The organism is Burkholderia sp. Bp9015 (assembly GCF_003853505.1).
Lineage (GTDB): Bacteria > Pseudomonadota > Gammaproteobacteria > Burkholderiales > Burkholderiaceae > Burkholderia.
In genome coordinates, this window is the sequence record NZ_QTPZ01000003.1 from 37,936 (window position 1) to 60,567 (window position 22,632).

The following is a 22,632-nucleotide window of genomic DNA, read 5'->3' on the forward strand; positions in this document are numbered from 1 at the left end:
CGTGTTGCGCGTGGTTTCGTACCGGACACGAAAAAGCCCGCTTGCGCGGGCTTGTTTCATGGTGCGGCACGCAGCGCGTGCCCGCTGTCAGAACGACTCGTCGGCCGACAGGTAGCGCCATTGCCCCTGCGGCAGCGCGCCGAGCATCACGCGGCCCATCCGCACGCGCTTCAGGCCGATCACTTCGAGACCGACCAGTTCGCACATGCGGCGGATCTGGCGCTTCTTGCCTTCACGCAGCACGAAACGCAGCTGTTCGCCATTCTGCCAACTCACCATCGCCGGCTTCAGCGGGACGCCGTCGAGTTCGAGGCCGTGGCGCAGCTTCGCGAGCGATTCCGCGGGGAAGTGCTGGTCGATGTCGATCAGCCGTTCGCCGAAGCGCACGCGCACCAGATACTCCTTGTCGATGTCCGACTGCTCGCCGATCAGCTGCTTCGCGATCACGCCATTCTGCGTCAGTACGAGCAGGCCGGTGGAGTCGATGTCGAGCCGGCCGGCCGGCGCGAGCGCGTGCAGGTGCTGCGGCGAGAAGCGCAGCGGCGAGCGGTCGCCGCTCCACTGGTTGGCGCGCGTGATCAGCACCGATGCCGGCTCATAGCCGTCTTCCGCCTGACCCGACACGTAGCCGACCGGCTTGTGCAGCAGGATCGTCACCTGCGCGGCCTGCGCGGCGCTCGCGCGCTCGTCGATCTCGATCTTCTGGTCCGGGCGGACCTTGGTGCCGAGCGTGTCGATGCGTTCGCCGTCGACGAGCACCCAGCCCTTTTCGATCCATTCGTCGGCTTCGCGGCGCGAGCACAGGCCGAGTTCGGACATGCGCTTCGACAGGCGCATCAGGCCGGTTTCGTCGCCGTGGTCGACGTCGGCCGCCGCGCGCTTGACCGGTTGCGCGGTCTTGACCGCACCGAACGAGCGGCGTTCGCCGTCGCGTGCGGGGCGCGTCGGGCGTTCGCCGAAGCTGCGCTTCGCGCCTTCGCCGGATGCCTTGTCGCGATAGGACGGGCGTTTGCCTTCATCGGCGCCTGCGCGGCGCGGGCGGGCGTCGTCATCACGACGCGGCGGGCGATCGGACGACGTGCGACGGTCGCCGAAGCTGCGTTTTGCGCCTTCGCCGGATGCGTTGTCGCGATAGGGCGCACGTGCGCCGCCTTCGCCACCCGCGCGACGCGGACGTGCATCGTCGTCGCGACGCGGCGGGCGATCCGACGACGTGCGACGGTCGCCGAAACTGCGTTTTGCGCCTTCGCCGGATGCGTTGTCGCGATACGGCGCACGTGCGCCGCCTTCGCCACCCGCGCGACGCGGACGTGCATCGTCGTCACGACGGGGCGGGCGATCCGACGACGTGCGACGGTCGCCGAAACTGCGCTTCGCCCCTTCGCCGGATGCGTTGTCGCGATACGGCGCACGCGGGCCACCTTCGCCACCCGCGCGACGCGGACGTGCATCGTCATCACGGCGCGGCGGACGATCCGACGACGTGCGACGGTCGCCGAAACTGCGCTTTGCGCCTTCGCCGGATGCGTTGTCGCGATAGGGCGCACGCGGGCCGCCTTCGCCACCCGCGCGACGCGGACGTGCATCGTCGTCACGACGGGGCGGACGATCGGACGACGTGCGACGGTCGCCGAAACTGCGCTTTGCGCCTTCGCCGGATGCGTTGTCGCGATACGGCGCGCGCGTGCCGCGTTCGGCACCGCCCTCACGCGGCGCACGCTTGGCCGGTGCGCGATCCGCGCCCGGGCGCTCGGCGCCTGCCGCGCCGCGCGGCTTGAACGAGCGTTCGCCGGCGGCGGCCGGCGCGGCCTTCTTCGGGCGCGCCGGCTTGTCGCCTGCGGGTAGCGCGGCTGGGCGCACCGCCTTGCGGGCGACGAGGCTGCCGGAGCGGACAGGGGCGCGGGTCGGCGACGCCGGCTTCGGATTCTTGACGGTTAATTTGGTGCGCATAAACGCTGGGATTCATTCAGACTGCGATCGCGCGCAGCAATTCGGTTTCGAGCTGGATCTGCAGGCGGTTGTCGGACAGGCCGGCACCGTCGAGCAGGAAGATGTCCTCGACGCGTTCGCCGAGCGTATTGATCCGCGCCGCGTGGACGCCGACCTGATGCTCGGCCAGGACGCGCGCGATCGAATAGAGAAGGCCCGGCCGGTCGTTGGCGGACACGGACAGGATGTAGTACTGGCCGCGCTCGTCGGCCCGGAGGTCGACGCGCGGCGTGATCGGAAACGTCCGCGACAACCGCGACAGGCGGCCCTTGGACGGCTCCGGCAGCGACGCGGTTTCGGCCAGGCGCGCTGCGAGTTGCTGTTCGACGAGATTCGCGATGTCGCGGTAGCGCACGTCGCGTTCGGTCTGCGTGACGATGAAGTTGTCGAGCGCATAGCCGTGCCGCGTCGTGCTGACACGTGCATCGAGCACCGACAGCCCGTTGCGGTCGAAGTACGCGCAGATGCCCGCGAACAGGTCGGGGCGATCCTTCACGTACACGAGCACCTGCAGCGCGTCGCCGATCGGCGACGGCCGCGCGCGCACGATCGCGGTTTCGGCGTTCACGTGCCGGTACAGCACGCGCGTCTGCCATGCGATGTCGGCCGCGTCGTGACGCAGGAAGAAGCCGACGTCGAGCTGGTCCCACAGCGCGCGGTGCGCGTCGTCGGGCACGGTCTCTAGGCGCAGCAGCGCGAGCGCCTGCTCCTGCCGCGACTTCAGTTCCGAATGCGCGTCGGGGTTCGCTCCGCCGAGCACCGCGAGCGTGATGCGGTACAGGTCCTCGAGCAGCTTGCCCTTCCACGTGTTCCACACCTTCGGGCTCGTGCCGCGGATATCGGCGACGGTCAGCAGGTAGAGTGCGGTGAGGTAGCGCTCGTTGCCGACGACTTCGGCGAAGCGCTTGATGACTTCCGGGTCGCTCGTGTCCTGCTTCTGCGCGACCTGGCTCATCGTCAGGTGATGCTGGACGAGCCACACGATCAGCGACGCGTCGTCGCCGGTGATCCCGTGCTCGCGGCAGAAGCGCCGCGCGTCGGCCATCCCGAGCGTCGAGTGGTCGCCGCCGCGGCCTTTCGCGATGTCGTGGAACAGCGCCGCGACGTACAGCACCCACGGGCGCTCGAAGTTGCCGATCAGCTGGCTGCAGAACGGGTACTCGTGCGCATGCTCGGCCACCGCGAAGCGGCGGATGTTGCGCAACACCATCAGGATGTGCTGGTCGACCGTGTACACGTGGTACAGGTCGTGCTGCATCTGGCCGACGATGCGGCGGAAATTCAGCAGGTAGCGGCCGAGCACGCTCGTCTGGTTCATCAGCCGGAACGCATGCGTGATGCCTTCGGGCTGCTGCAGGATCTGCATGAACGTGCGGCGGTTCTGCGGATCGCGCCGCCACGTGTGGTTCATGATCTCGCGCGAGTTGTAGAGCGCGCGCAGCGTGCGGGCGGACAGGCCCTTCACGCCGCGGGTCGCCTCGTACAGCAGGAACGCCTCGAGGATCGCGTCGGGATGGCGTTCGAACACGCCGTCGTCGACGATCTCGAGCATGCCCTGCTTCTCGACGAAGCGATCGGGCGACAGCACGCGCGTGATGCCGCTCGTCGCGGGGAACAGCTGCGCCTCGATGTTCTGGATCAGGATCGTCGCCAGCTGCGTGACCGCTTTCGCGGCCCAGTAGTAGCGGCGCATCAGCTGCTCGCTCGCGCGCTTGGCCTGCGTCGGCCGGTAGCCGAAGCTCTCGGCGGCCTGCGTCTGCAGGTCGAACACGAGCATGTCCTGGCGGCGTCCGGCGATCACGTGCAGGCGCGCGCGCAGCGTCTTCAGGAATCCTTCGTTGCGGCGCAGCTCGCGCGCCTCGCGATCGGTGATGAGGCCGCGCGTGTCGAGCTCGCGCCAGCTGCTGCCGAAGCCGGCCGCGCGCGCGATCCACAGGATCGTCTGCAGGTCGCGCAGCCCGCCGGGGCTCTCCTTCACGTTCGGCTCGAGGCTGTACGGCGTGTCCTGGAACTTCGCGTGGCGCTGACGCATCTCGAGCACCTTCGCGGTGAAGAAGGCGCGCGCGTCGAGCGCCTCGTGATACCGCACGGTGAAGCGCTCGAACAGCGCGGTGCTGCCGACGATGCGGCGCGCTTCGAGCAGCGAGGTCTGCACGGTGACGTCCTGCGACGCCTCCTCGATGCATTGCTCGACCGTGCGCACGCTGCTGCCGATCTCGAGGCCGAGATCCCACGCCATCCCGATGAAGCGCTCGATCCGCGCGTCGAGCGCCGGGTCGTGCGCATCGGGCAGCAGCACCAGGATGTCGACGTCGGAGTGGGGCGCGAGCTCGCCGCGCCCGTAGCCGCCGACGGCGACGAGCGCGAGCGTCGCGGGCAGCCCGCAGTCGTCCCACACGCGCTTGAGCGCATCGTCGGTGAGTCTCGACAGCGCGTGCATCAGCGACGTGACGTTCGTCGCGCTGCGAAAGCGCTCGAGCAGGTCGGCCTTGGCGGCCTTGAATTCGGCGCGCCGCGACAGCGCTGCGGGCGAGGGGGCGGCGTGAGCGCTCATGGGCGGCCGTTCAGGTCAGCAGGTGAGGGGTGGGCGGGGCGGGCGCGACGGCGCTCAGACCGCGGCGGCCGGTTGCGCGAACACCGGGCGTGCCGGCGTGCCGGCGGACACGGTCAGCACCTCGTAGCCGGTTTCGGTGACGAGCACCGTGTGCTCCCATTGCGCGGACAGGCTACGATCGCGCGTCTTGACCGTCCACTGGTCGGGCATCGTGCGGATGTCGCGCTTGCCGGCGTTGATCATCGGCTCGATCGTGAAGATCATCCCGGCCTTCAGTTCGATGCCGGTGCCCGGGCGCCCGTAGTGGACGACCTGCGGATCCTCGTGGAACACCGTGCCGATGCCGTGGCCGCAGTATTCGCGCACGACGCTGTAGCCGTGCGCTTCGGCGTGCTTCTGGATCGCGTAGCCGATGTCGCCAAGGTGCGCGCCGGGCTTGACCTGGTCGATGCCGAGCCACATGCACTCGTAGGTGGTCTGCACGAGGCGCTTCGCGAGGATCGAGCCTTCGCCTACGATGAACATCCGGCTGGTGTCGCCGAAGTAGCCGTTCTTGATCACGGTGATGTCGATGTTCAGCGCGTCGCCGTTCTTGATCACCTTCTCGCCGGGAATGCCGTGGCAGATCACGTCGTTGACCGAGATGCAGGTGGCCTTCGGGTACGGCGGATAGCCGGGCGGCTGGTAGTTCAGCGGCGCGGGGATCGTGCCCTGCTCGTTGAGCATGAATTCGTGACAGAGCCGGTCGAGTTCGGCGGTCGTGATGCCCGCGACGACGTGCGGCGTGATGAAGTCGAGCACTTCGCTCGCGAGACGGCAGGCGACGCGCATCTCGGCGATGTCGTGTTCGTTTTTGAGCGTAATAGCCATCGAGGTATGCCTGGAATGCGGTGAATTGACGGATTATCGCACCTTATGGCGGGCCTCGCAGCCCCTGCCGGCGGTGCCGGTGCGGGTTTTCGCGGATTGTCCGGCCGGCTGCCCCGCGGCAGGCGAAAGTGGCGGGCGACTTGAGAGCCGACAAATCGGCGTGCTATACTCTTTGGCTAAGTCGACATCCAAATGCCGAACATGCCCCGATGTGGGGTGGTATCGCGACGGCATCAGGATGAAAGGCTTGCGGCACGGGCAGTTTCGCACGTGCCGAATCGCAAGCCGGCGCAACCAGGGTGCCGGCCGCGCGGAACGCGCGGCGGTACGGCAGCCGGCTTAAGACCCAACCCTCGTGGAGAATTTACATGGCAGTCACGATGCGCCAAATGCTGGAAGCGGGTGTCCACTTCGGTCACCAGACGCGCTTCTGGAACCCGAAGATGGCCCCGTTCATTTTCGGTCACCGCAACAAGATTCACATCATCAACCTCGAAAAGACGCTGCCGATGTTCACGGACGCACAGAAGTACGTGCGCCAGCTGGCAGCGAACCGCGGCACGATCCTGTTCGTCGGCACGAAGCGCCAGTCGCGTGACACGATCGCCCAGGAAGCGCAACGTGCGGGCATGCCGTACGTCAACGCACGCTGGCTCGGCGGCATGATGACCAACTTCAAGACGCTGAAGGTATCGATCAAGCGCCTGAAGGACATGGAAGCGGCAGTCGAGGCGGGCGAGCTCGAGAAGATGAGCAAGAAGGAAGCGCTGCTGTTCGAACGCGAAATCGCCAAGCTGCAGAAGTCGATCGGCGGCGTGAAGGACATGGGCGGCATTCCGGACGCAATCTTCGTCGTCGACGTCGGCTACCACAAGATCGCCGTCACGGAAGCGAACAAGCTGGGCGTGCCGGTCATCGCCGTGGTCGACACGAACCACTCGCCGGAAGGTGTGGACTACGTGATCCCGGGCAACGACGACTCGAGCAAGGCAGTCGCGCTGTACGCTGAAGGCGTGGCCGACGCGATCCTGGAAGGCCGTGCGAACGCGGTCAACGAAGTGGTCCAGGCAGCGCGTGGCGACGACGAGTACGTCGAGGAAAACGCGTAACTGGCCCCGAGCCGGCGCAAAAAGGGGGCTCTCAACAGGCCCCCTTTTTTTAAGCTTGTGCGCCGGACCTGATCGCGCCGAATCGGCGCGGGTCCGGAAACGATTTTCGGCCGTTCGCGTCCAAGCGGGCGGCGTTGTGAATACAGACTCAAGGAGCGAATGATGGCGGCAATTACCGCAAGCATGGTGGCAGAACTGCGCGCAAAGACCGACGCACCGATGATGGAGTGCAAGAAGGCGCTGACGGAAGCCGACGGCGACCTGGCCAAGGCTGAAGAGCTGCTGCGCGTCAAGCTCGGCAACAAGGCGAGCAAGGCGGCATCGCGCGTGACGGCAGAAGGCGTCGTCGCATCGTTCGTCGGCGGCAACGCGGGCGCGCTGGTCGAGCTGAACTGCGAAACCGACTTCGTCGCGAAGAACGACGACTTCCTCGCATTCTCGAAGACGGTTGCAGAACTCGTCGCGACGCAAAACCCGGCCGACGTGGCAGCGCTGTCGGCACTGCCGCTCGACGGTTCGACGGTCGACGCAGTCCGCCTGGCCCTGATCGGCAAGATCGGCGAGAACGTCTCGATCCGCCGTTTCGTCCGTTTCGAAACCGCGAACAAGATCGCAACGTACCTGCACGGCGCGCGTATCGGCGTGATCGTCGAGTACACGGGTGCGGAAGAGCAGGTCGGCAAGGACGTCGCGATGCACATCGCCGCGATGAAGCCGGTCGCCCTGTCGTCGGCCGACGTGCCGGCGGAACTGATCGAGACGGAACGCCGCGTCGCCGAGCAGAAGGCTGCCGAATCGGGCAAGCCGGCTGAAATCGTCGCGAAGATGGTCGACGGCAGCGTCCAGAAGTACCTGAAGGAAGTGTCGCTGCTGAACCAGACGTTCGTGAAGAACGACAAGCAGACGATCGAGCAGATGCTGAAGGCAGCGAACGCGACCGTGCAGAAGTTCGCGCTGTTCGTCGTCGGCGAAGGCATCGAGAAGCGCCAGGACGACTTCGCCGCCGAAGTGGCCGCGCAAGTCGCAGCAGCAAAGCAGCAGTAAGCAGTCAGGCAGTATCCGCGGCGGGCGTCCGCTCCGCCGCGGCCGGCGGCGCCGCCGGCCGGCCGGGAAACCCGGTCCGGTCGCCGGCGCTTGCCCGAATCAGTATTTCGCCCCTACAGTTCGTGGTTGTCATCCTCTCGTCGCTCGGAAGCCCCTATGTCCAATGCCTATAAACGCGTCCTCCTCAAACTCTCCGGCGAAGCGCTGATGGGCGACGATGCCTTCGGCATCAATCGCGCGACGATCGAACGGATGGTGGCGGATATCGCCGAAGTCGTGGGTCTCGGTACGCAACTCGCGGTCGTGATCGGCGGCGGTAACATTTTCCGCGGTGTCGCGGGCGGTGCGGCCGGCATGGACCGTGCGACGGCCGACTACATGGGGATGCTGGCGACGATGATGAACGCGCTGGCGCTGCAGGACGCGATGCGCCACGCCGGCATCGTCGCGCGCGTGCAGTCCGCGCTGCGCATGGATCAGGTCGTCGAGCCGTACATCCGGCCGCGCGCGATCCGCCAGCTCGAGGAAGGCAAGGTCGTGATCTTCGCGGCCGGCACGGGCAACCCGTTCTTCACGACGGACACGGCCGCCGCGCTGCGCGGTTCGGAAGTGGGCGCCGAGGTCGTTTTGAAGGCGACCAAGGTCGATGGCGTATATTCTGCCGATCCGAAGAAGGATCCGTCGGCCACGCGCTACACGACGATCAGCTTCGACGAGGCGATCAGCCGCAATCTGCAGGTGATGGACGCGACGGCCTTCGCGCTGTGCCGCGACCAGAAGCTGCCGATCCGCGTGTTTTCGATCAACAAGCCGGGCGCGCTCAAGCGCATCGTGCTGGGCGAGGACGAAGGTACGCTCGTCCACGTGTAAACTCCCGCGGATGCGGGCAAGCGGCGCGGGTCGCCGGCCGTGGTGCGTGGCGCACCGGGCGCGGCCCGCGTTCATTGAAGGTTGGAAGGTTCGGAGGTTGAAATGAGTGTCGCTGATGTCAAGAAGGGCGTAGAGCAGAAGATGCAGCGCTCGATCGAAGCGTTCAAGAACGATCTGGCGAAGATCCGTACGGGCCGTGCGCATACCGGTCTGCTCGATCACGTGCAGGTCGACTACTACGGTTCGATGGTGCCGATCTCGCAGGTTGCGAACCTGACGCTCGTCGACGCACGCACGATCGGCGTGCAGCCGTGGGAAAAGAACATGGTCGCGAAGGTCGAGAAGGCCATCCGCGAAGCCGATCTGGGCCTGAACCCGGCCACGGCCGGCGACCTGATCCGCGTGCCGATGCCCGCGCTGACGGAAGAGCGCCGCCGCGAGCTCACTAAGGTGGTCAAGAGCGAAGGCGAAACGGCCAAGGTCGCGATCCGCAACCTGCGCCGCGACGCGAACGAAGCGCTCAAGAAGCTCGTGAAGGACAAGGAAATCTCGGAAGACGACGAGCGCCGTGCGAGCGACGACGTGCAGAAGCTGACCGACAAGCACGTCGCCGAAGTCGACAAGCTCGTGCAGAGCAAGGAAGCCGAGATCATGACGGTCTGACGACCGTCCTCGCGCGCCGCCTTCTTCCCGCAACTGTCTCAACGGCCATGACCTATACCAGCTCTACCGTTCGCGTGCCTGACGTCGGCGCCGTGCCGCGTCATATCGCGATCATCATGGACGGCAACGGCCGTTGGGCGACCGAACGCCGCTTGCCGCGCGTCGCGGGGCACACCCGCGGCGTCGACGCCGTGCGGTCGGTGGTCGAAGGCTGCGCGCGCGCCGGCGTCGAATACCTGACGCTGTTCGCGTTCAGTTCGGAGAACTGGCGCCGGCCGAACGACGAAGTGTCGTTCCTGATGCGGCTGTTCATCACCGCGCTCGAGCGCGAGATCGGCAAGCTGCATGCGAACGGGATCCGCCTGCGCGTCGTGGGCGATCTCGAGCGTTTCGAGCCGCGCATCCGCGAACTGATCCGCCGCGCCGAAACCAAGACGGCGCGCAACACCCGCCTGACCCTGACGATCGCCGCGAACTACGGCGGCCGCTGGGACATCCTGCAGGCGACGAAGAAACTCGTCGAGCAGGCCGTGCGCGAGGGCCGCGAGGTCGAGGTGACCGAAGACGCGTTCGCGCCGCACCTGGCGATGGCCTATGCGCCGGAGCCCGATCTCTTCATCCGCACCGGCGGCGAGCAGCGCGTCAGCAATTTCCTGCTGTGGCAGCTCGCGTACGCCGAATTCTATTTCACCGACAAATACTGGCCGGATTTCGACGGCGCGGCGCTGGCCGACGCGATCGCGTCGTATACCGAGCGCGAGCGCCGTTTCGGGCGCACCAGCGCGCAGCTCGAACCGCAATCGCAGAACGCCGATTCCCTTTCATGCTGAAGACCCGTGTGATCACGGCGGTCGTGATGCTGGCCGTGTTGCTGCCGGTGACGCTGTTCGCGCCGCTCGCGGCCTTCGGCGCGCTGATCGGCGTCGTGCTCGTGTTCGCCGCGTGGGAATGGGCGCGCCTGCTGAAGCTCGGCGCGGCCGGTTCGGTCGTTTATGCGATCGTCGCCGCGCTGGCGCTCGCGGCGACCGCGCCGCTCGGCGTCGAGGCCGCTTCGTCCCGTCCCCTTTTCATGGCGGCCGGCGTGTTCTGGCTGCTGGTCGGCCCGTTCTCGCTGCGCCGCAAGCCGGAACTCGCGGGCGGCGTGTGGCGGCCGTTCCTGCTCGCGGCCGGGCTCGTGGTGTTCGCGGCCTGCTGGCACGCGGTCGTCGCGGCGCGTGCGCAGGGCGTTCCGTTCGTGCTCTCGCTGCTGCTGGTCGTGTGGCTGGCCGATATTGGTGCATATTTCGCGGGCAAGGCCTTCGGAAAGCGTAAACTGGCCGTTACGATCAGTCCCGGGAAGAGCTGGGAAGGCGCGATCGGCGGCTGGCTCGCCGTGATGGTCGTCGCGGGAGCCGCGATGGCCGCGCACTGGTTCGAGCCGACCCTGTTTTCCGCATTCGCGACGCGCTACGGGATGCCCGGCGCGTGGGCCGCGCTGACGCTGCTGGTTGCGTACAGCGTGATCGGCGACCTGTTCGAGTCGCTGCTCAAGCGTCAGGCGGGCGTGAAGGATTCGAGCGGCCTGCTGCCCGGTCACGGCGGCGTGCTCGACCGCGTCGACGCGCTGCTGCCGGTGCTGCCGCTCGCAATGCTGCTGCTTGGTTAAACCACTATTTCTGTTATGCAAAAACGTCTGACACTGCTCGGTTCCACGGGCTCGATCGGAGACAGCACGCTCGACGTGGTCGCCCGCCATCCCGAGCGTTTCTCGGTCTATGCGTTGACCGCGCACCGCAATGGCGACAAGCTCGTCGAGCAGTGCCTGCGCTTCGCACCCGAAGTCGCGGTGGTCGGCGATGCGAACACGGCAGCGCACGTCGAGGCGAAGCTGCGCGCGGCGGGCAACAAGACCACGGTGCTGTACGGGCCGCAGGCGCTCGTCGACGTGTCGAACAGCGACGGCTGCGACACGGTCGTCGCGGCGATCGTCGGCGCGGCCGGCCTCGCGCCGAGCCTGGCGGCCGCGCGCGCCGGCAAGCGCATCCTGCTCGCGAACAAGGAATCGCTCGTGATGTCGGGCGCGATCTTCATGGACGCCGTGCGCGACCATGGCGCGATCCTGCTGCCGGTCGACAGCGAACACAACGCGATCTTCCAGTGCATGCCGCGCGACGCGAACGAGCACGGCGGGATCTCGAAGATCATCCTGACCGCGTCGGGCGGCCCGTTCCGCACGCGCGAGCCGGCCACGCTCGTCGACGTGACGCCGGACGAGGCCTGCAAGCATCCGAACTGGGTGATGGGCCGCAAGATTTCCGTCGATTCCGCGACGATGATGAACAAGGGCCTCGAAGTGATCGAGGCGCACTGGATCTTCGGCCTGCCGGGCGACCGGATCGACGTGCTGATCCACCCGCAGAGCGTGATCCATTCGCTTGTGTCGTACCGCGACGGCTCGGTGCTCGCGCAGCTCGGCAACCCCGACATGCGTACGCCGATCGCGCACGCGCTGGCGTTCCCGGAGCGCGTCGACGCCGGTGTCGAGCAGCTCGACCTCGCGCAGATCGCCCAGCTGTCGTTCGAGAAGCCCGACTACACGCGCTTCCCGTGCCTCGCGCTCGCGCTGAAGGCGCTCGAGGAGGGCGGCATCGCGAGCGCCGCGTTGAACGCGGCGAACGAAATCGCGGTCGAAGCGTTTCTCGAGCGCCGGATCGGCTTCATGGCGATCGCGGCGACGGTCGACGCGGTGCTCAACGCACTGCCGAACCGCAACCCGAACGGGCTCGACGACGTCCTTGCGGCGGATGCCGAGGCACGCCGCCTCGCTGCCGAGATCATTGCGAAAGCGCCTGCGCCACGCGTGGAGCGCACTGTCTGAATGAGGTGCTCATGAACGTGCTGGTCGAACTGATCGCGTTTGCGGTGGCGATCGGGGTGCTGGTCGTCGTGCATGAGTACGGACATTATCGCGTCGCGCGCTGGTGCGGCGTGAAGGTGCTGCGTTTCTCGATCGGCTTCGGCCAGCCCGTCGCGCGCTGGGTCAGCCGCAAGACGGGCACCGAATGGACGCTCTCCGCGCTGCCGCTCGGCGGCTACGTGAAGATGCTCGACGAGCGCGAGCCGGGGGCGGGCGTCAAACCCGAGGAGCTCGGCCAGGCGTTCAACCGGCAATCGGTGTTCAAGCGCATCGCGATCGTCGCCGCCGGCCCGATCGCGAACTTCCTGTTGGCAATCGTCCTGTTTTCCGCCGTATTCGCAACCGGCGTGACCGAGCCGGCCGCGGTGCTCGCGCCGCCGGCCGCCGGCACGGCGGCCGCCCGCGCGGGCTTCGACGGCAGCGAGACGATCGTATCGATCCGCGACGTGCGCGTAGGCGACGCGCAGGGCGGCGACGCCGTGCCGGTGCGCTCGTGGTCGGACTTGCGCTGGAAGCTGCTGGCGGCCGCGTTCGATCATCGTGAGGTCGTGCTCGGCGCGCGCGACGGCGGCGCGGCGACGTTCGACTTCCGCGTCGACCTGCGCAATGTTCCCGAAAGCGCGCTCGACGACGATTTCATGCTGCACCTGGGCTTCGAGACCGGCGGCGGCGCGCTGTCGGTGGCGTCGGTGCAGCCCGGCAGCGCGGCCGAGCAGGCGGGCCTGAAGGCCGGCGACAAGCTGCTTGCGCTCGACGGCAAGCCCATCGGCGGCGCCACGCGCTTCATCGACGCGGTGAAGCACCATGCGGGCCAGGCAGTCGAACTGCAGATCGAGCGCGGCGGTGCCTCCCGGACGGTGTCGATCGTGCCGCAGGCGCAGCGCGACGACGAAACGGGGCAGCAGGTCGGCCGCATCGGCGCGGCGCTGTCGATGCACACGCCGTCGGTCGACGTCCGCTACGGGCCGATCGAGAGTCTGCGCCTCGGCGCGCACCGCACGTGGGACATCGCCGTCTACTCGCTGAGGATGTTCGGGCGGATGATCACGGGCGATGCGTCGCTGAAGAACCTGTCCGGCCCGGTGACGATTGCGGACTACGCGGGCAAGAGCGCGCGGCTCGGTCCGTCGGCCTTCCTGTCGTTCCTCGCCCTTGTCAGCATTAGCCTCGGGGTGCTGAACTTGCTGCCGATTCCCGTTTTGGACGGGGGGCATCTGTTATATTATCTGGTTGAAGCCGCGACCGGGAAAGCCGTATCGGAGCGCTGGCAGCTGATTCTGCAAAGAGCCGGGTTGATCTGCATCGTCGCGTTGTCGGCGATCGCGCTGTTCAACGACCTGGCTCGGTTAATCCATTTCTGAAGCGTCAGGCGGCGGCCAGTCGGCCGCCGCCTGATTTGATGCAGCTAAATATTGGGGATGCACGTTGTTCAAACCTCATCGCTTTGTACCTAAGACAGTTGCAGCGGCCGCGCTCGCCGCGCACGGCCTCGCGGCGCATGCAGCGGCACCGTTCGTGGTGCAAGACATCAAGATCGAGGGGTTGCAGCGCGTCGAAGCCGGTTCGGTGTTCGCCTACCTGCCGATCAAGCAGGGCGATACCTTCACCGACGACAAGGCATCCGAAGCAATCCGGGCGCTGTACGCGACGGGCTTCTTCAACGACGTGCGCATCGCCACCCAAGGCAACGTCGTGATCGTGCAGGTGCAGGAGCGTCCGGCCATCGCGTCGATCGACTTCACCGGCACGAAGGAATTCGACAAGGACAACCTGACGAAGGCGCTGCGCGCGGTGGGTCTGGCCGACGGCCGCTACTACGACAAGGCGCTCGTCGACAAGGCGGAGCAGGAGCTCAAGCGTCAGTACCTGACGCGCGGCTTCTATGCGGCCGAGGTCAAGACGACGATCACGCCGGTCGACGCGAACCGCGTGTCGATCCTGTTCGCGGTCGCCGAAGGCCCGAGCGCGAAGATCCGCCAGATCAACTTCATCGGCAACAAGGCGTTCAGCACCAGCACGCTGCGCGACGAAATGCAGCTGTCGACGCCGAACTGGTTCTCCTGGTACACGAAGAACGACCTGTACTCGAAGGAAAAGCTCACGGGCGACCTCGAGGCCGTGCGCTCGTACTACCTGAACCGCGGCTACCTCGAGTTCAACATCGAATCGACGCAGGTGTCGATCTCGCCCGACAAGAAGGACATGTACCTGACGGTCACGCTGCACGAAGGCGAGCCGTACACGGTGTCGGGCATCAAGCTGTCGGGCAACCTGCTCGATCGCGAAGCCGAACTGAACAAGCTGATCAAGATCAAGCCGGGCGATCGCTTCTCGGCCGAAAAGCTGCAGCAAACGACGAAGTCGATCGTCGACAAGCTCGGTGAATACGGCTACGCATTCGCGACCGTCAACGCGCAGCCGGACATCGACCAGGCGAACCACAAGGTGAACCTGAACCTCGTCGTCGATCCGAGCCGCCGCGTGTACGTGCGCCGCATCAACGTGGTCGGCAACACGCGCACGCGCGACGAAGTCGTGCGCCGCGAAATGCGCCAGCTCGAAAGCTCGTGGTTCGATTCGAACCGCCTCGCGCTGTCGAAGGACCGCGTGAACCGTCTCGGCTATTTCACCAACGTCGACGTGACGACGGTGCCGGTCGAAGGCACGAACGACCAGGTCGACGTGAACGTGAAGGTCGACGAAAAGCCGACCGGCGCGATCACGCTGGGCGCGGGCTTCTCGTCGACGGACAAGGTGGTGCTGTCGGCCGGCGTGTCGCAGGACAACGTGTTCGGCTCGGGCACGAGCCTGTCGGTGAACGTCAACACCGCGAAGAGCTACCGCACGCTGACCGTCACGCAGGTCGACCCGTACTTCACGGTCGACGGCATCAAGCGGATCACCGACGTCTACTACCGCACGTACCAGCCGCTTTACTACTCGACGAGCTCGAGCTTCCGGATCATCAGCGCGGGCGGCAACCTGAAGTTCGGCATTCCGTTCTCGGAAGTCGACACCGTCTACTTCGGCGCGGGCTTCGAGCAGAACCGTCTCGACGTCGACTCGAACACGCCGCAGAGCTACCAGGATTACGTGAACGAGTTCGGCCGCGTGTCGAACACGGTGCCGCTGACGGTGGCATGGTCGCGCGACGCGCGTGACAGCGCGCTGATCCCGAGCCGCGGCTACTTCACGCAGGCGAACGTCGAATACGGCGTGCCGGTCGGCAAGATCCAGTACTACAAGGCCGACCTGCAGGCGCAGTACTACTATTCGTTCTCGCGCGGCTTCATCCTGGGCCTGAACCTGCAAGGCGGCTACGGTAACGGCATCGGCAACCCATACCCGATCTTCAAGAACTACTACGCGGGCGGTATCGGCTCCGTGCGTGGCTACGAGCCGAGCTCGCTGGGCCCGCGCGACACGAAGACGAACGACCCGATCGGCGGTTCGAAGATGGTGGTCGGCAACATCGAGCTGACGTTCCCGCTGCCGGGCACCGGCTACGACCGCACGCTGCGCGTGTTCACGTTCCTCGACGGCGGTAACGTGTGGGGCAACGCGCCGGGCGGCACGAGTACCGGCGCGAACGGCCTGCGTTACGGCTACGGTGTGGGTCTCGCGTGGATCTCGCCGATCGGCCCGCTGAAGCTGAGCCTCGGCTTCCCGCTGCAGAAGCACGAAGGCGACCAGTACCAGAAATTCCAGTTCCAGATCGGGACGGCGTTCTGATCGAACGCATGACAACAGTAACGAGAGGGTAATTTTGCTAACCGGTAAGTTTTCGAAACGAGTGATGTGTGCGCTGACCGTTGCGCTGGCCTTGGGCGCGGCGACGGCGCATGCTCAGGACGTCGCCCGCATCGCGGCGGTCAATTCGGATCGGATCCTGCGCGAGTCGGCGCCCGCCAAGGCGGCGCAGACGAAGCTCGAAGCCGAGTTCGCGAAGCGCGACAAGGATCTGCAGGACCTCGCGGCGCGCCTGAAGTCGATGTCCGATTCGCTGGACAAGAACGGTGCGTCGCTGTCGGCGGCCGATCGCGCGCAGAAGCAGCGCGATCTCGCGCAGCTCGACACCGACTTCCAGCGCAAGCAGCGCGAGTTTCGCGAAGACCTGAACCAGCGCCGCAACGAGGAGCTCGCGGCCGTGCTGGAGCGTGCGAACAAGGTCATCAAGCAGATCGCCGAGCAGCAGAATTACGACCTGATCGTGCAGGAAGCCGTGTACGTCAGCCCGCGCATCGACATCACCGACAAGGTGCTCAAGGCGCTCGCGTCCGGCTCGACGAACTGAACGGAGCAGACGACGAATGGCATTGACGCTTGAGGCACTCGTAACGCGGTTCGGCGGCGAGATCGCCGGCGACGCCCAGTGCATGGTGGGCGGCCTCGCGCCGCTCGACCAGGCAGGCCCTCAGCAACTCGCGTTTCTCGCGAACCCGAAGTACCTGTCGCAGGTCGAGACGACCCGCGCCGGCGCGGTGCTGATCGCGCCGAAGGATCTCGAAAAGCTGGGCGCGGCCGCGAGCGGCCGCAACTTCATCGTGACGCCGAATCCGTACGCGTACTTCGCGCGCGTCGCGCAGATGTTCATCGATCTCGCCACGCCGCCGCGCGCGGCCGGCGTGCATCCGAGCGCGACGATCGATCCGGCCGCGCAGGTCGCCGCGACCGCGGTGATCGGCCCGCACGTGACGGTCGAGGCCGGCGCGGTGATCGAAGACGACGTGCAACTCGACGCGAACGTGTTCGTCGGCCGCGGCACGACGATCGGCGCCGGCTCGCACCTGTATCCGAACGCGTCGGTGTACCACGGCTGCAAGATCGGCCCGCGCGCGATCATCCACGCGGGTGCCGTGATCGGTTCCGACGGCTTCGGCTTCGCGCCGGATTTCGTCGGCGACGGCGACGCGCGCACCGGCAGCTGGGTCAAGATTCCGCAGGTCGGTGGCGTGTCGATCGGCCCGGACGTCGAGATCGGCGCGAACACGACGATCGACCGCGGCGCGATGGCGGACACCGTCATCGAAGAATGCGTGAAGATCGACAACCAGGTGCAGATCGCCCACAACTGCCGGATCGGCGCCTACACGGTGATCGCCGGCAAGGCGGGCATCGCGGGCAGCACGACGATCGGCCGCCACTGCATGATCGGTGGCGCGGCGGGGATCGCCGGCCACGTGACGCTTGGCGACTATGTCATCATCACGGCGAATTCGGGCGTGTCGAAGTCGCTGCCGAAGGCCGGCATCTACACGAGCGCGTTCCCGGCCGTCGACCACGGCGAATGGAACCGGAGCGCCGCGCTCGTGCGCAACCTCGACAAGCTGCGCGACCGCATCAAGGCGCTCGAAACCGCGCTGGCCGCCCAGGGCGGCACGCACGCCTGACCGACACCATGCGAGACCACGAACCGGGCACGGCCAGCGCATCCGGCCCGGTTTGCCAGACTGGGCCGCACGGCGGCCCGCTTCAGCCTTTGCATCACCACCGCGCAGCCTCTGCGTGAGACGAACCATCATGAGCACTGAAAAAATCAATCTCGACATCCACAAGATCCTCACGCTGCTGCCGCATCGCTATCCGATTCTGCTCGTCGATCGCGTGCTCGAACTCGAGCCGCACAAGGGGATCAAAGCGCTGAAGAACGTGTCGATCAACGAGCCGTTCTTCCAGGGGCACTTCCCGAAGCGGCCGGTGATGCCGGGGGTGCTGATCCTCGAGGCGCTCGCTCAGGCGGCCGCGCTGCTGACGTTCTCGGAAGAGCAGCCGAAGGATCCGGAAAACACGCTGTACTACTTCGTCGGGATCGACGGCGCGCGCTTCAAGCGCGTGGTCGAACCGGGCGACCAGCTGATTCTGAACGTGACGTTCGAACGTTACATCCGCGGCATCTGGAAGTTCAAGGCAGTGGCGGAAGTGGACGGCAAGGTGGCGGCGGAAGCCGAACTGATGTGCACGGTCAAGACGGCCGACGCGGCGCCCTGAGCGACGCGGCACGCATGGGTAACGTAACGCGGGCAACGCGACACATCACATCGAGAGGCAACGGCGCATGACCAGGATTCATCCTACCGCGATCGTCGAACCGGGCGCACAGATCGACGAGTCCGTCGAGATCGGGCCGTACGCGATCGTCGGGCCGCACGTCACGATCGGCGCGCGCACGACGATCGGCTCGCACAGCGTGATCGAAGGTCACACGACGCTCGGCGAGGACAACCGCATCGGCCATTACGCGTCGGTGGGCGGCCGTCCGCAGGACATGAAGTACAAGGACGAGCCGACGAAGCTCGTGATCGGCAACCGCAACACGATCCGCGAATTCACGACGATCCACACCGGCACCGTGCAGGACGTCGGCGTGACGACGCTCGGCGACGACAACTGGATCATGGCCTATGTGCACATCGGCCATGACTGCCGCGTCGGCAGCAACGTGATCCTGTCGAGCAACGCGCAGATGGCCGGTCACGTCGAGATCGGCGACTTCGCGATCGTCGGCGGGATGTCGGGTGTGCACCAGTTCGTGCGCATCGGCGCGCACTCGATGCTGGGCGGCGCCTCGGCGCTCGTGCAGGACGTGCCGCCGTTCGTGATCGCGGCCGGCAACAAGGCCGAGCCGCACGGCATCAACGTCGAAGGCCTGCGCCGGCGCGATTTCTCGCCCGACGCGATCTCGGCGCTGCGCAGCGCGTACCGCCTGCTGTACAAGAACGGCCTGTCGCTCGAGGAAGCGAAGGTACAGTTGCGCGAGCTGGCGGCCGCGGGCGGCGAAGGCGACGCAGCGGTCACCGCGCTCGTCGAGTTCATCGACGCGTCCCAACGCGGCATCATCCGCTAAGCGATGTCGCTCCCGACCAATCAGCTCCGGCTCGCGATGGTGGCCGGCGAGCCGTCGGGCGACCTGCTCGCGGCGTCGCTGCTCGGCGGGCTTCAGGCGCGGCTGCCCGCATCGACCCGCTACTACGGGATCGGCGGGCAGCGGATGCTCGCGCACGGCTTCGACTCGCACTGGCAGATGGACAAGCTGACGGTGCGCGGCTACGTCGAGGCGCTGGGCCAGATTCCCGAGATCCTGCGGATTCGCGGCGAGCTGAAGCGCCAGCTGCTCGCGGAGCGGCCCGACGCCTTCATCGGCGTCGACGCGCCCGATTTCAACTTCAGCGTGGAGCAGGCCGCGCGCGACGCGGGCATCCCGTCGATCCACTTCGTGTGCCCGTCGATCTGGGCGTGGCGCGGCGGCCGGATCAAGAAGATCGCGAAGTCCGTCGACCACATGCTGTGCCTGTTCCCGTTCGAACCGGCGATCCTCGACAAGGCGGGCGTCGCGTCGACGTATGTCGGCCACCCGCTGGCCGACGAGATTCCGCTCGAGCCCGACACGCACGGCGCGCGCATCGCGCTCGGCCTGCCGGCCGAGGGCCCCGTGATCGCGGTGCTGCCGGGCAGCCGGCGCTCGGAGATCGGGCTGATCGGCCCGACGTTCTTCGCCGCGATGGCGCTGATGCAGCAGCGCGAGCCCGGCGTGCGGTTCGTGATGCCGGCGGCGACGCCCGCGCTGCGCGAACTGCTGCAGCCGCTCGTCGACGCCCATCCGCAACTCGCGCTGACGATCACCGACGGCCGCTCGCAGGTCGCGATGACGGCCGCCGACGCGATCCTCGTGAAGAGCGGCACCGTCACGCTGGAAGCCGCGCTGCTGAAGAAGCCGATGGTGATCTCGTACAAGGTGCCCTGGCTGACCGGACAGATCATGCGCCGGCAGGGCTATCTGCCGTACGTCGGCTTGCCGAACATCCTGGCGGGGCGCTTCGTCGTGCCCGAGCTGCTGCAGCATTTCGCGACGCCCGAGGCGCTCGCCGATGCGACGCTCACGCAGCTGCGCGACGACGCGAACCGCCGCACGCTGACCGAAGTGTTTACCGAAATGCATCTCTCGCTGCGGCAGAACACGGCCGCGAAGGCGGCCGAAGCGGTCGTGCGCGTACTCGAGCAACGCAAGGGGCGCGCATGACGGCAGCCCGTGCACCACGCCGCCGCGCGTCGACCGACGTGCAGGGCGGCTTCGACTTCAGCCGGCCCGACGAGATCGTCTGCGGCGTCGACGAAGCGGGCCGTGGCCCGCTCGCGGGGCCGGTGGTCGCCGCCGCGGTGATCCTCGATCCCGCGCAGCCGATCGACGGGCTCGACGATTCGAAGGCGCTGTCCGCGAAAAAGCGCGACGCGCTGTACGACCTGATCGTCGCGCGCTCGCGCGCGTATTGCGTCGCGTCGGCCAGCGTCGACGAGATCGACACGCTCAACATCCTGCACGCGACGATGCTCGCGATGAAGCGGGCCGTCGAAGGCCTGTCGGTGCTGCCGACGCTCGCGCAGATCGACGGCAACCGCTGCCCGACGCTGATGGTGCGTGCCGAGGCGATCGTCAGCGGCGACGCGCTCGTGCCGAGCATCTCGGCCGCGTCGATCCTCGCGAAGGTCGCGCGTGACCGCATGCTCGTCGAGCTGCACGAACGCTTCCCGGTGTACGGGTTCAACGTGCATGCGGGCTACGGCACCGAGAAACATCTCGCCGCGCTGCGCGAGCACGGCCCGTGTGAAGCGCATCGGCGCTCGTTCGCACCCGTGCGCGCGGCACTCGACCTGATTCGATGAAAAGCATTACTTCCCGCGACAACCCGCTGTACAAGCGCCTGAAGGCGCTTGCGGGTTCGACGTCCCAGCAGCGCCGCGGTGGCCAGGCGCTGCTCGAAGGTTTTCACCTCGCCAGCGCGTATCTCGATACGGGCGCGATACCCGAGCTGTGCGTCGCCACCGAAGGCGCGCTCGCGCACGACGAAGCGCAGGCGATCATCGCGCGCGTCGACGTGCAGCGGGTCGTCACGCTGCCCGATGCGCTGTTCGGACAACTGTCGAACGTGGTGAGCGGCGTCGGTTTCCTGCTGCTCGTCGATCGTCCCGCGCAGCCGCTGCCGGAGCGTGTCACGCACACGTCGGTCGTGCTCGACGGCGTGCAGGACGCCGGCAACGTCGGCTCGATCCTGCGCAGCGCGGCCGCGGCCGGTGTGCGGCACGTGTTCTGCGCGCCGGGCACCGCCTATGCGTGGTCGTCGAAGGTGCTGCGCTCGGGAATGGGCGCGCACTTCCTGTTGTCGATCCACGAGGATGTCGAGGCCGGCGCGCTCGCCGAACGCCTCGACGTGCCGGTCGCGCTGACCGATTCGCACGGCGCGCAGGCGATCTACGACTGCGACCTGGCCGGTCCCGTCGCATGGGTGTTCGGCAACGAGGGCGCCGGCGTGTCGGCGTTCTGGCGCGACGTGGCCACGCATCGCGTGACGATCCCGCAGCCGGGCGGCATGGAGTCGCTGAATGTGGCGGCTGCGGCGGCGGTGTGCCTGTTCGAGCAGGTGCGGCAGCAGCGGCACGCATGACTTGATGACGTGACGCGCGGCGTTGGCCGGGCGGTATCCCGCACCACGAAACAAGGCCGCGATCGACGCGGCCTTGTTGCTTCTGGCGACGGCGGCCCGGCGGCCGCCCGTGCGCCGGTCGTCAGTACGACTGCCGGTCGAGGCGGATTTCCTGCAGGATCGTCGTCGCGATCTCCTCGATCGACTTGTGCGTCGACGACAGCCACTTGATCCCTTCGCGGCGCATCATCGCCTCGGCCTCGTTGATCTCGTAGCGGCAATTCTCGGGCGCCGCGTACTTGCTGCCGGGGCGGCGCTCGTTGCGGATCTCCGACAGGCGCTGCGGATCGATCGACAGCCCGAACAGCTTGTCGCGATGCGGCGACAGCGCCGACGGCAGCTTGCCGCGCTCGAAGTCTTCCGGAATCAGCGGATAGTTGGCGGCCTTCACGCCGTACTGCATCGCGAGATACAGGCTCGTCGGCGTCTTGCCGCTGCGCGACACGCCGACCAGGATCACGTCGGCTTCCGACAGGTTGCGGTTCGACTGGCCGTCGTCGTGCGCGAGCGAGAAGTTGATCGCCTCGATCCGCGTCTTGTATTCCTCGGTGTCGGCGTTCTGGTGGCCGCGGCCCATCGCGTGGCTCGACTTCAGCTCCAGTTCCTGCTCGAGCGGCTCGACGAAGCGCTGGAACATGTCCAGCACGAGCGCGTTCGAGCGCTTGACGATGTCGTTCGACTCGCTGTCGACGAGCGTCGTGAACACGATCGCGCGGCGGCCGTCGTGCACCGCGGCTTCGTTGATCTTCTCGACGGTCGAAAAGGCCTTGTCGAGCGAGTCGACGAACGGCACGCGCACGAGCCGGAATTTCTGGTCGAACTGGGAGAGGATCGAGTGCGCGAAGGTTTCGGCAGTGATCCCGGTGCCGTCGGAGACGATGAAAACGGTAGGCAGCATGAATCTGGGCGTCGAGCGTGAAGGGCGGTTGCGCGGGCGGCTGGAGGTCCGCCTCCAGGCACAGTGACAAGGTCGCGCCACATCCGGCAGCCGGCACGGTAGAATAGCGGCAACCTGTTGGATAAGCAATTGCGGGGGCGGGGTGCGAACGGCACGCCAGACTTGCCGCGAACGTTCCAGAACTCCCGGCAAGTTCGGCGATTCGTCTGAATATATCGCCCTTCTGCCGGGATTTTTGCAAATCGGGTCGGAAGATTTCCCGC

The 22,632-nt window shown here is 66.9% G+C and carries 20 protein-coding genes; 16 read left to right on the plus strand and 4 right to left on the minus strand.

Going from position 1 to position 22,632, the window contains the following annotated elements; translation table 11 throughout:
• Nucleotides 1-87 precede the first annotated feature (87 nt).
• Genes DIE12_RS04530 through map form a run of 3 tightly spaced genes read right to left on the minus strand, consistent with a single transcriptional unit; the run spans nucleotide 88 to nucleotide 5,413 of the window.
• Nucleotides 88-1,950 carry a pseudouridine synthase gene (locus DIE12_RS04530; RefSeq protein ID WP_124520002.1) on the minus strand — a complete coding sequence of 621 codons (1,863 nt, stop codon included), beginning with the start codon at nucleotides 1,948-1,950 and terminating at the stop codon, nucleotides 88-90.
• A 16-nt stretch (nucleotides 1,951-1,966) separates the two neighbouring features.
• Nucleotides 1,967-4,543 (minus strand): [protein-PII] uridylyltransferase, encoded by a 2,577-nt coding sequence (locus DIE12_RS04535; RefSeq protein ID WP_044843776.1) that lies wholly within the window; start codon nucleotides 4,541-4,543, stop codon nucleotides 1,967-1,969.
• 54 nt (nucleotides 4,544-4,597) lie between these two features.
• A complete protein-coding gene (gene map / locus DIE12_RS04540; RefSeq protein ID WP_124520004.1) occupies nucleotides 4,598-5,413 on the minus strand; it encodes a type I methionyl aminopeptidase in 816 nt (271 codons plus the stop codon).
• 368 nt (nucleotides 5,414-5,781) lie between these two features.
• On the opposite strand from map, the gene rpsB reads away from it, so the two are divergent.
• The 16 genes from rpsB (at nucleotide 5,782) to DIE12_RS04625 (ending at nucleotide 21,432) form a co-directional block, all read left to right on the plus strand.
• On the plus strand, nucleotides 5,782-6,522 hold the full coding sequence (gene rpsB / locus DIE12_RS04550; RefSeq protein ID WP_006483818.1) for a 30S ribosomal protein S2: 741 nt from the start codon (nucleotides 5,782-5,784) through the stop codon (nucleotides 6,520-6,522).
• A gap of 162 nt (nucleotides 6,523-6,684) precedes the next feature.
• Complete coding sequence (gene tsf / locus DIE12_RS04555; RefSeq protein ID WP_044843775.1) at nucleotides 6,685-7,566, plus strand: translation elongation factor Ts; 882 nt, start codon at nucleotides 6,685-6,687, stop codon at nucleotides 7,564-7,566.
• Nucleotides 7,567-7,722: 156 nt separating this feature from the next.
• Nucleotides 7,723-8,436 (plus strand): UMP kinase, encoded by a 714-nt coding sequence (gene pyrH / locus DIE12_RS04560; RefSeq protein ID WP_011885142.1) that lies wholly within the window; start codon nucleotides 7,723-7,725, stop codon nucleotides 8,434-8,436.
• A 102-nt stretch (nucleotides 8,437-8,538) separates the two neighbouring features.
• A complete protein-coding gene (gene frr, locus DIE12_RS04565) occupies nucleotides 8,539-9,099 on the plus strand; it encodes a ribosome recycling factor (protein WP_006752152.1) in 561 nt (186 codons plus the stop codon).
• Nucleotides 9,100-9,146: 47 nt separating this feature from the next.
• A complete protein-coding gene (gene uppS / locus DIE12_RS04570; RefSeq protein ID WP_044843774.1) occupies nucleotides 9,147-9,929 on the plus strand; it encodes a polyprenyl diphosphate synthase in 783 nt (260 codons plus the stop codon).
• A complete protein-coding gene (locus DIE12_RS04575; protein ID WP_124486187.1) occupies nucleotides 9,923-10,744 on the plus strand; it encodes a phosphatidate cytidylyltransferase in 822 nt (273 codons plus the stop codon). The genes uppS and DIE12_RS04575 overlap by 7 nt, the downstream gene beginning before the upstream one ends.
• 15 nt (nucleotides 10,745-10,759) lie before the next feature.
• Nucleotides 10,760-11,956 (plus strand): 1-deoxy-D-xylulose-5-phosphate reductoisomerase, encoded by a 1,197-nt coding sequence (locus DIE12_RS04580; RefSeq protein WP_044843772.1) that lies wholly within the window; start codon nucleotides 10,760-10,762, stop codon nucleotides 11,954-11,956.
• An 11-nt stretch (nucleotides 11,957-11,967) separates the two neighbouring features.
• The gene (rseP, locus tag DIE12_RS04585) at nucleotides 11,968-13,356 is read left to right on the plus strand and encodes an RIP metalloprotease RseP (protein WP_124486188.1); all 1,389 of its coding nucleotides are present in this window, start codon (nucleotides 11,968-11,970) and stop codon (nucleotides 13,354-13,356) included.
• A gap of 64 nt (nucleotides 13,357-13,420) precedes the next feature.
• Nucleotides 13,421-15,727, plus strand: a complete 2,307-nt coding sequence (gene bamA, locus DIE12_RS04590; protein ID WP_044843770.1) for an outer membrane protein assembly factor BamA — start codon at nucleotides 13,421-13,423, stop codon at nucleotides 15,725-15,727.
• A gap of 64 nt (nucleotides 15,728-15,791) precedes the next feature.
• Complete coding sequence (locus DIE12_RS04595) at nucleotides 15,792-16,289, plus strand: OmpH family outer membrane protein (protein WP_040144479.1); 498 nt, start codon at nucleotides 15,792-15,794, stop codon at nucleotides 16,287-16,289.
• A gap of 16 nt (nucleotides 16,290-16,305) precedes the next feature.
• Nucleotides 16,306-17,385 (plus strand): UDP-3-O-(3-hydroxymyristoyl)glucosamine N-acyltransferase, encoded by a 1,080-nt coding sequence (lpxD, locus tag DIE12_RS04600; protein ID WP_124520006.1) that lies wholly within the window; start codon nucleotides 16,306-16,308, stop codon nucleotides 17,383-17,385.
• A gap of 130 nt (nucleotides 17,386-17,515) precedes the next feature.
• A complete protein-coding gene (gene fabZ, locus DIE12_RS04605; protein ID WP_006402657.1) occupies nucleotides 17,516-17,983 on the plus strand; it encodes a 3-hydroxyacyl-ACP dehydratase FabZ in 468 nt (155 codons plus the stop codon).
• A gap of 67 nt (nucleotides 17,984-18,050) precedes the next feature.
• Nucleotides 18,051-18,839: an acyl-ACP--UDP-N-acetylglucosamine O-acyltransferase gene (lpxA, locus tag DIE12_RS04610; RefSeq protein ID WP_124520008.1), complete on the plus strand. Its 789-nt coding sequence runs from the start codon at nucleotides 18,051-18,053 to the stop codon at nucleotides 18,837-18,839.
• 3 nt (nucleotides 18,840-18,842) lie between these two features.
• Nucleotides 18,843-20,012: a lipid-A-disaccharide synthase gene (gene lpxB, locus DIE12_RS04615; RefSeq protein WP_124486191.1), complete on the plus strand. Its 1,170-nt coding sequence runs from the start codon at nucleotides 18,843-18,845 to the stop codon at nucleotides 20,010-20,012.
• Entirely contained in the window at nucleotides 20,009-20,653 is a 645-nt protein-coding gene (gene rnhB / locus DIE12_RS04620) for a ribonuclease HII (protein WP_044843766.1), read from the plus strand. The genes lpxB and rnhB overlap by 4 nt, the downstream gene beginning before the upstream one ends.
• Nucleotides 20,650-21,432 carry an RNA methyltransferase gene (locus DIE12_RS04625; RefSeq protein ID WP_124520010.1) on the plus strand — a complete coding sequence of 261 codons (783 nt, stop codon included), beginning with the start codon at nucleotides 20,650-20,652 and terminating at the stop codon, nucleotides 21,430-21,432. Before rnhB ends, DIE12_RS04625 begins: the two co-directional genes overlap by 4 nt.
• 121 nt (nucleotides 21,433-21,553) lie before the next feature.
• Here the strand turns inward: DIE12_RS04625 and DIE12_RS04630 are convergent, their stop codons facing one another.
• The gene (locus tag DIE12_RS04630; RefSeq protein ID WP_044843764.1) at nucleotides 21,554-22,369 is read right to left on the minus strand and encodes a pyruvate, water dikinase regulatory protein; all 816 of its coding nucleotides are present in this window, start codon (nucleotides 22,367-22,369) and stop codon (nucleotides 21,554-21,556) included.
• Nucleotides 22,370-22,632: the final 263 nt, after the last annotated feature.

Bases quoted from the DNA above. Each gene is read 5' to 3' on its own strand.
- pyrH (WP_011885142.1), top strand. From the start codon at position 7,723: ATGTCCAATGCCTATAAACGCGTCCTCCTCAAACTCTCCGGCGAAGCG.
- rnhB (WP_044843766.1), top strand. From the start codon at position 20,009: ATGACGGCAGCCCGTGCACCACGCCGCCGCGCGTCGACCGACGTGCAG.
- DIE12_RS04630 (WP_044843764.1), bottom strand. From the start codon at position 22,369: ATGCTGCCTACCGTTTTCATCGTCTCCGACGGCACCGGGATCACTGCC.
- DIE12_RS04625 (WP_124520010.1), top strand. From the start codon at position 20,650: ATGAAAAGCATTACTTCCCGCGACAACCCGCTGTACAAGCGCCTGAAG.
- frr (WP_006752152.1), top strand. From the start codon at position 8,539: ATGAGTGTCGCTGATGTCAAGAAGGGCGTAGAGCAGAAGATGCAGCGC.
- DIE12_RS04530 (WP_124520002.1), bottom strand. From the start codon at position 1,950: ATGCGCACCAAATTAACCGTCAAGAATCCGAAGCCGGCGTCGCCGACC.
- rpsB (WP_006483818.1), top strand. From the start codon at position 5,782: ATGGCAGTCACGATGCGCCAAATGCTGGAAGCGGGTGTCCACTTCGGT.
- lpxB (WP_124486191.1), top strand. From the start codon at position 18,843: ATGTCGCTCCCGACCAATCAGCTCCGGCTCGCGATGGTGGCCGGCGAG.
- uppS (WP_044843774.1), top strand. From the start codon at position 9,147: ATGACCTATACCAGCTCTACCGTTCGCGTGCCTGACGTCGGCGCCGTG.
- lpxA (WP_124520008.1), top strand. From the start codon at position 18,051: ATGACCAGGATTCATCCTACCGCGATCGTCGAACCGGGCGCACAGATC.
- rseP (WP_124486188.1), top strand. From the start codon at position 11,968: ATGAACGTGCTGGTCGAACTGATCGCGTTTGCGGTGGCGATCGGGGTG.
- DIE12_RS04535 (WP_044843776.1), bottom strand. From the start codon at position 4,543: ATGAGCGCTCACGCCGCCCCCTCGCCCGCAGCGCTGTCGCGGCGCGCC.
- fabZ (WP_006402657.1), top strand. From the start codon at position 17,516: ATGAGCACTGAAAAAATCAATCTCGACATCCACAAGATCCTCACGCTG.
- lpxD (WP_124520006.1), top strand. From the start codon at position 16,306: ATGGCATTGACGCTTGAGGCACTCGTAACGCGGTTCGGCGGCGAGATC.
- map (WP_124520004.1), bottom strand. From the start codon at position 5,413: ATGGCTATTACGCTCAAAAACGAACACGACATCGCCGAGATGCGCGTC.
- DIE12_RS04595 (WP_040144479.1), top strand. From the start codon at position 15,792: ATGTGTGCGCTGACCGTTGCGCTGGCCTTGGGCGCGGCGACGGCGCAT.
- DIE12_RS04580 (WP_044843772.1), top strand. From the start codon at position 10,760: ATGCAAAAACGTCTGACACTGCTCGGTTCCACGGGCTCGATCGGAGAC.
- tsf (WP_044843775.1), top strand. From the start codon at position 6,685: ATGGCGGCAATTACCGCAAGCATGGTGGCAGAACTGCGCGCAAAGACC.
- DIE12_RS04575 (WP_124486187.1), top strand. From the start codon at position 9,923: ATGCTGAAGACCCGTGTGATCACGGCGGTCGTGATGCTGGCCGTGTTG.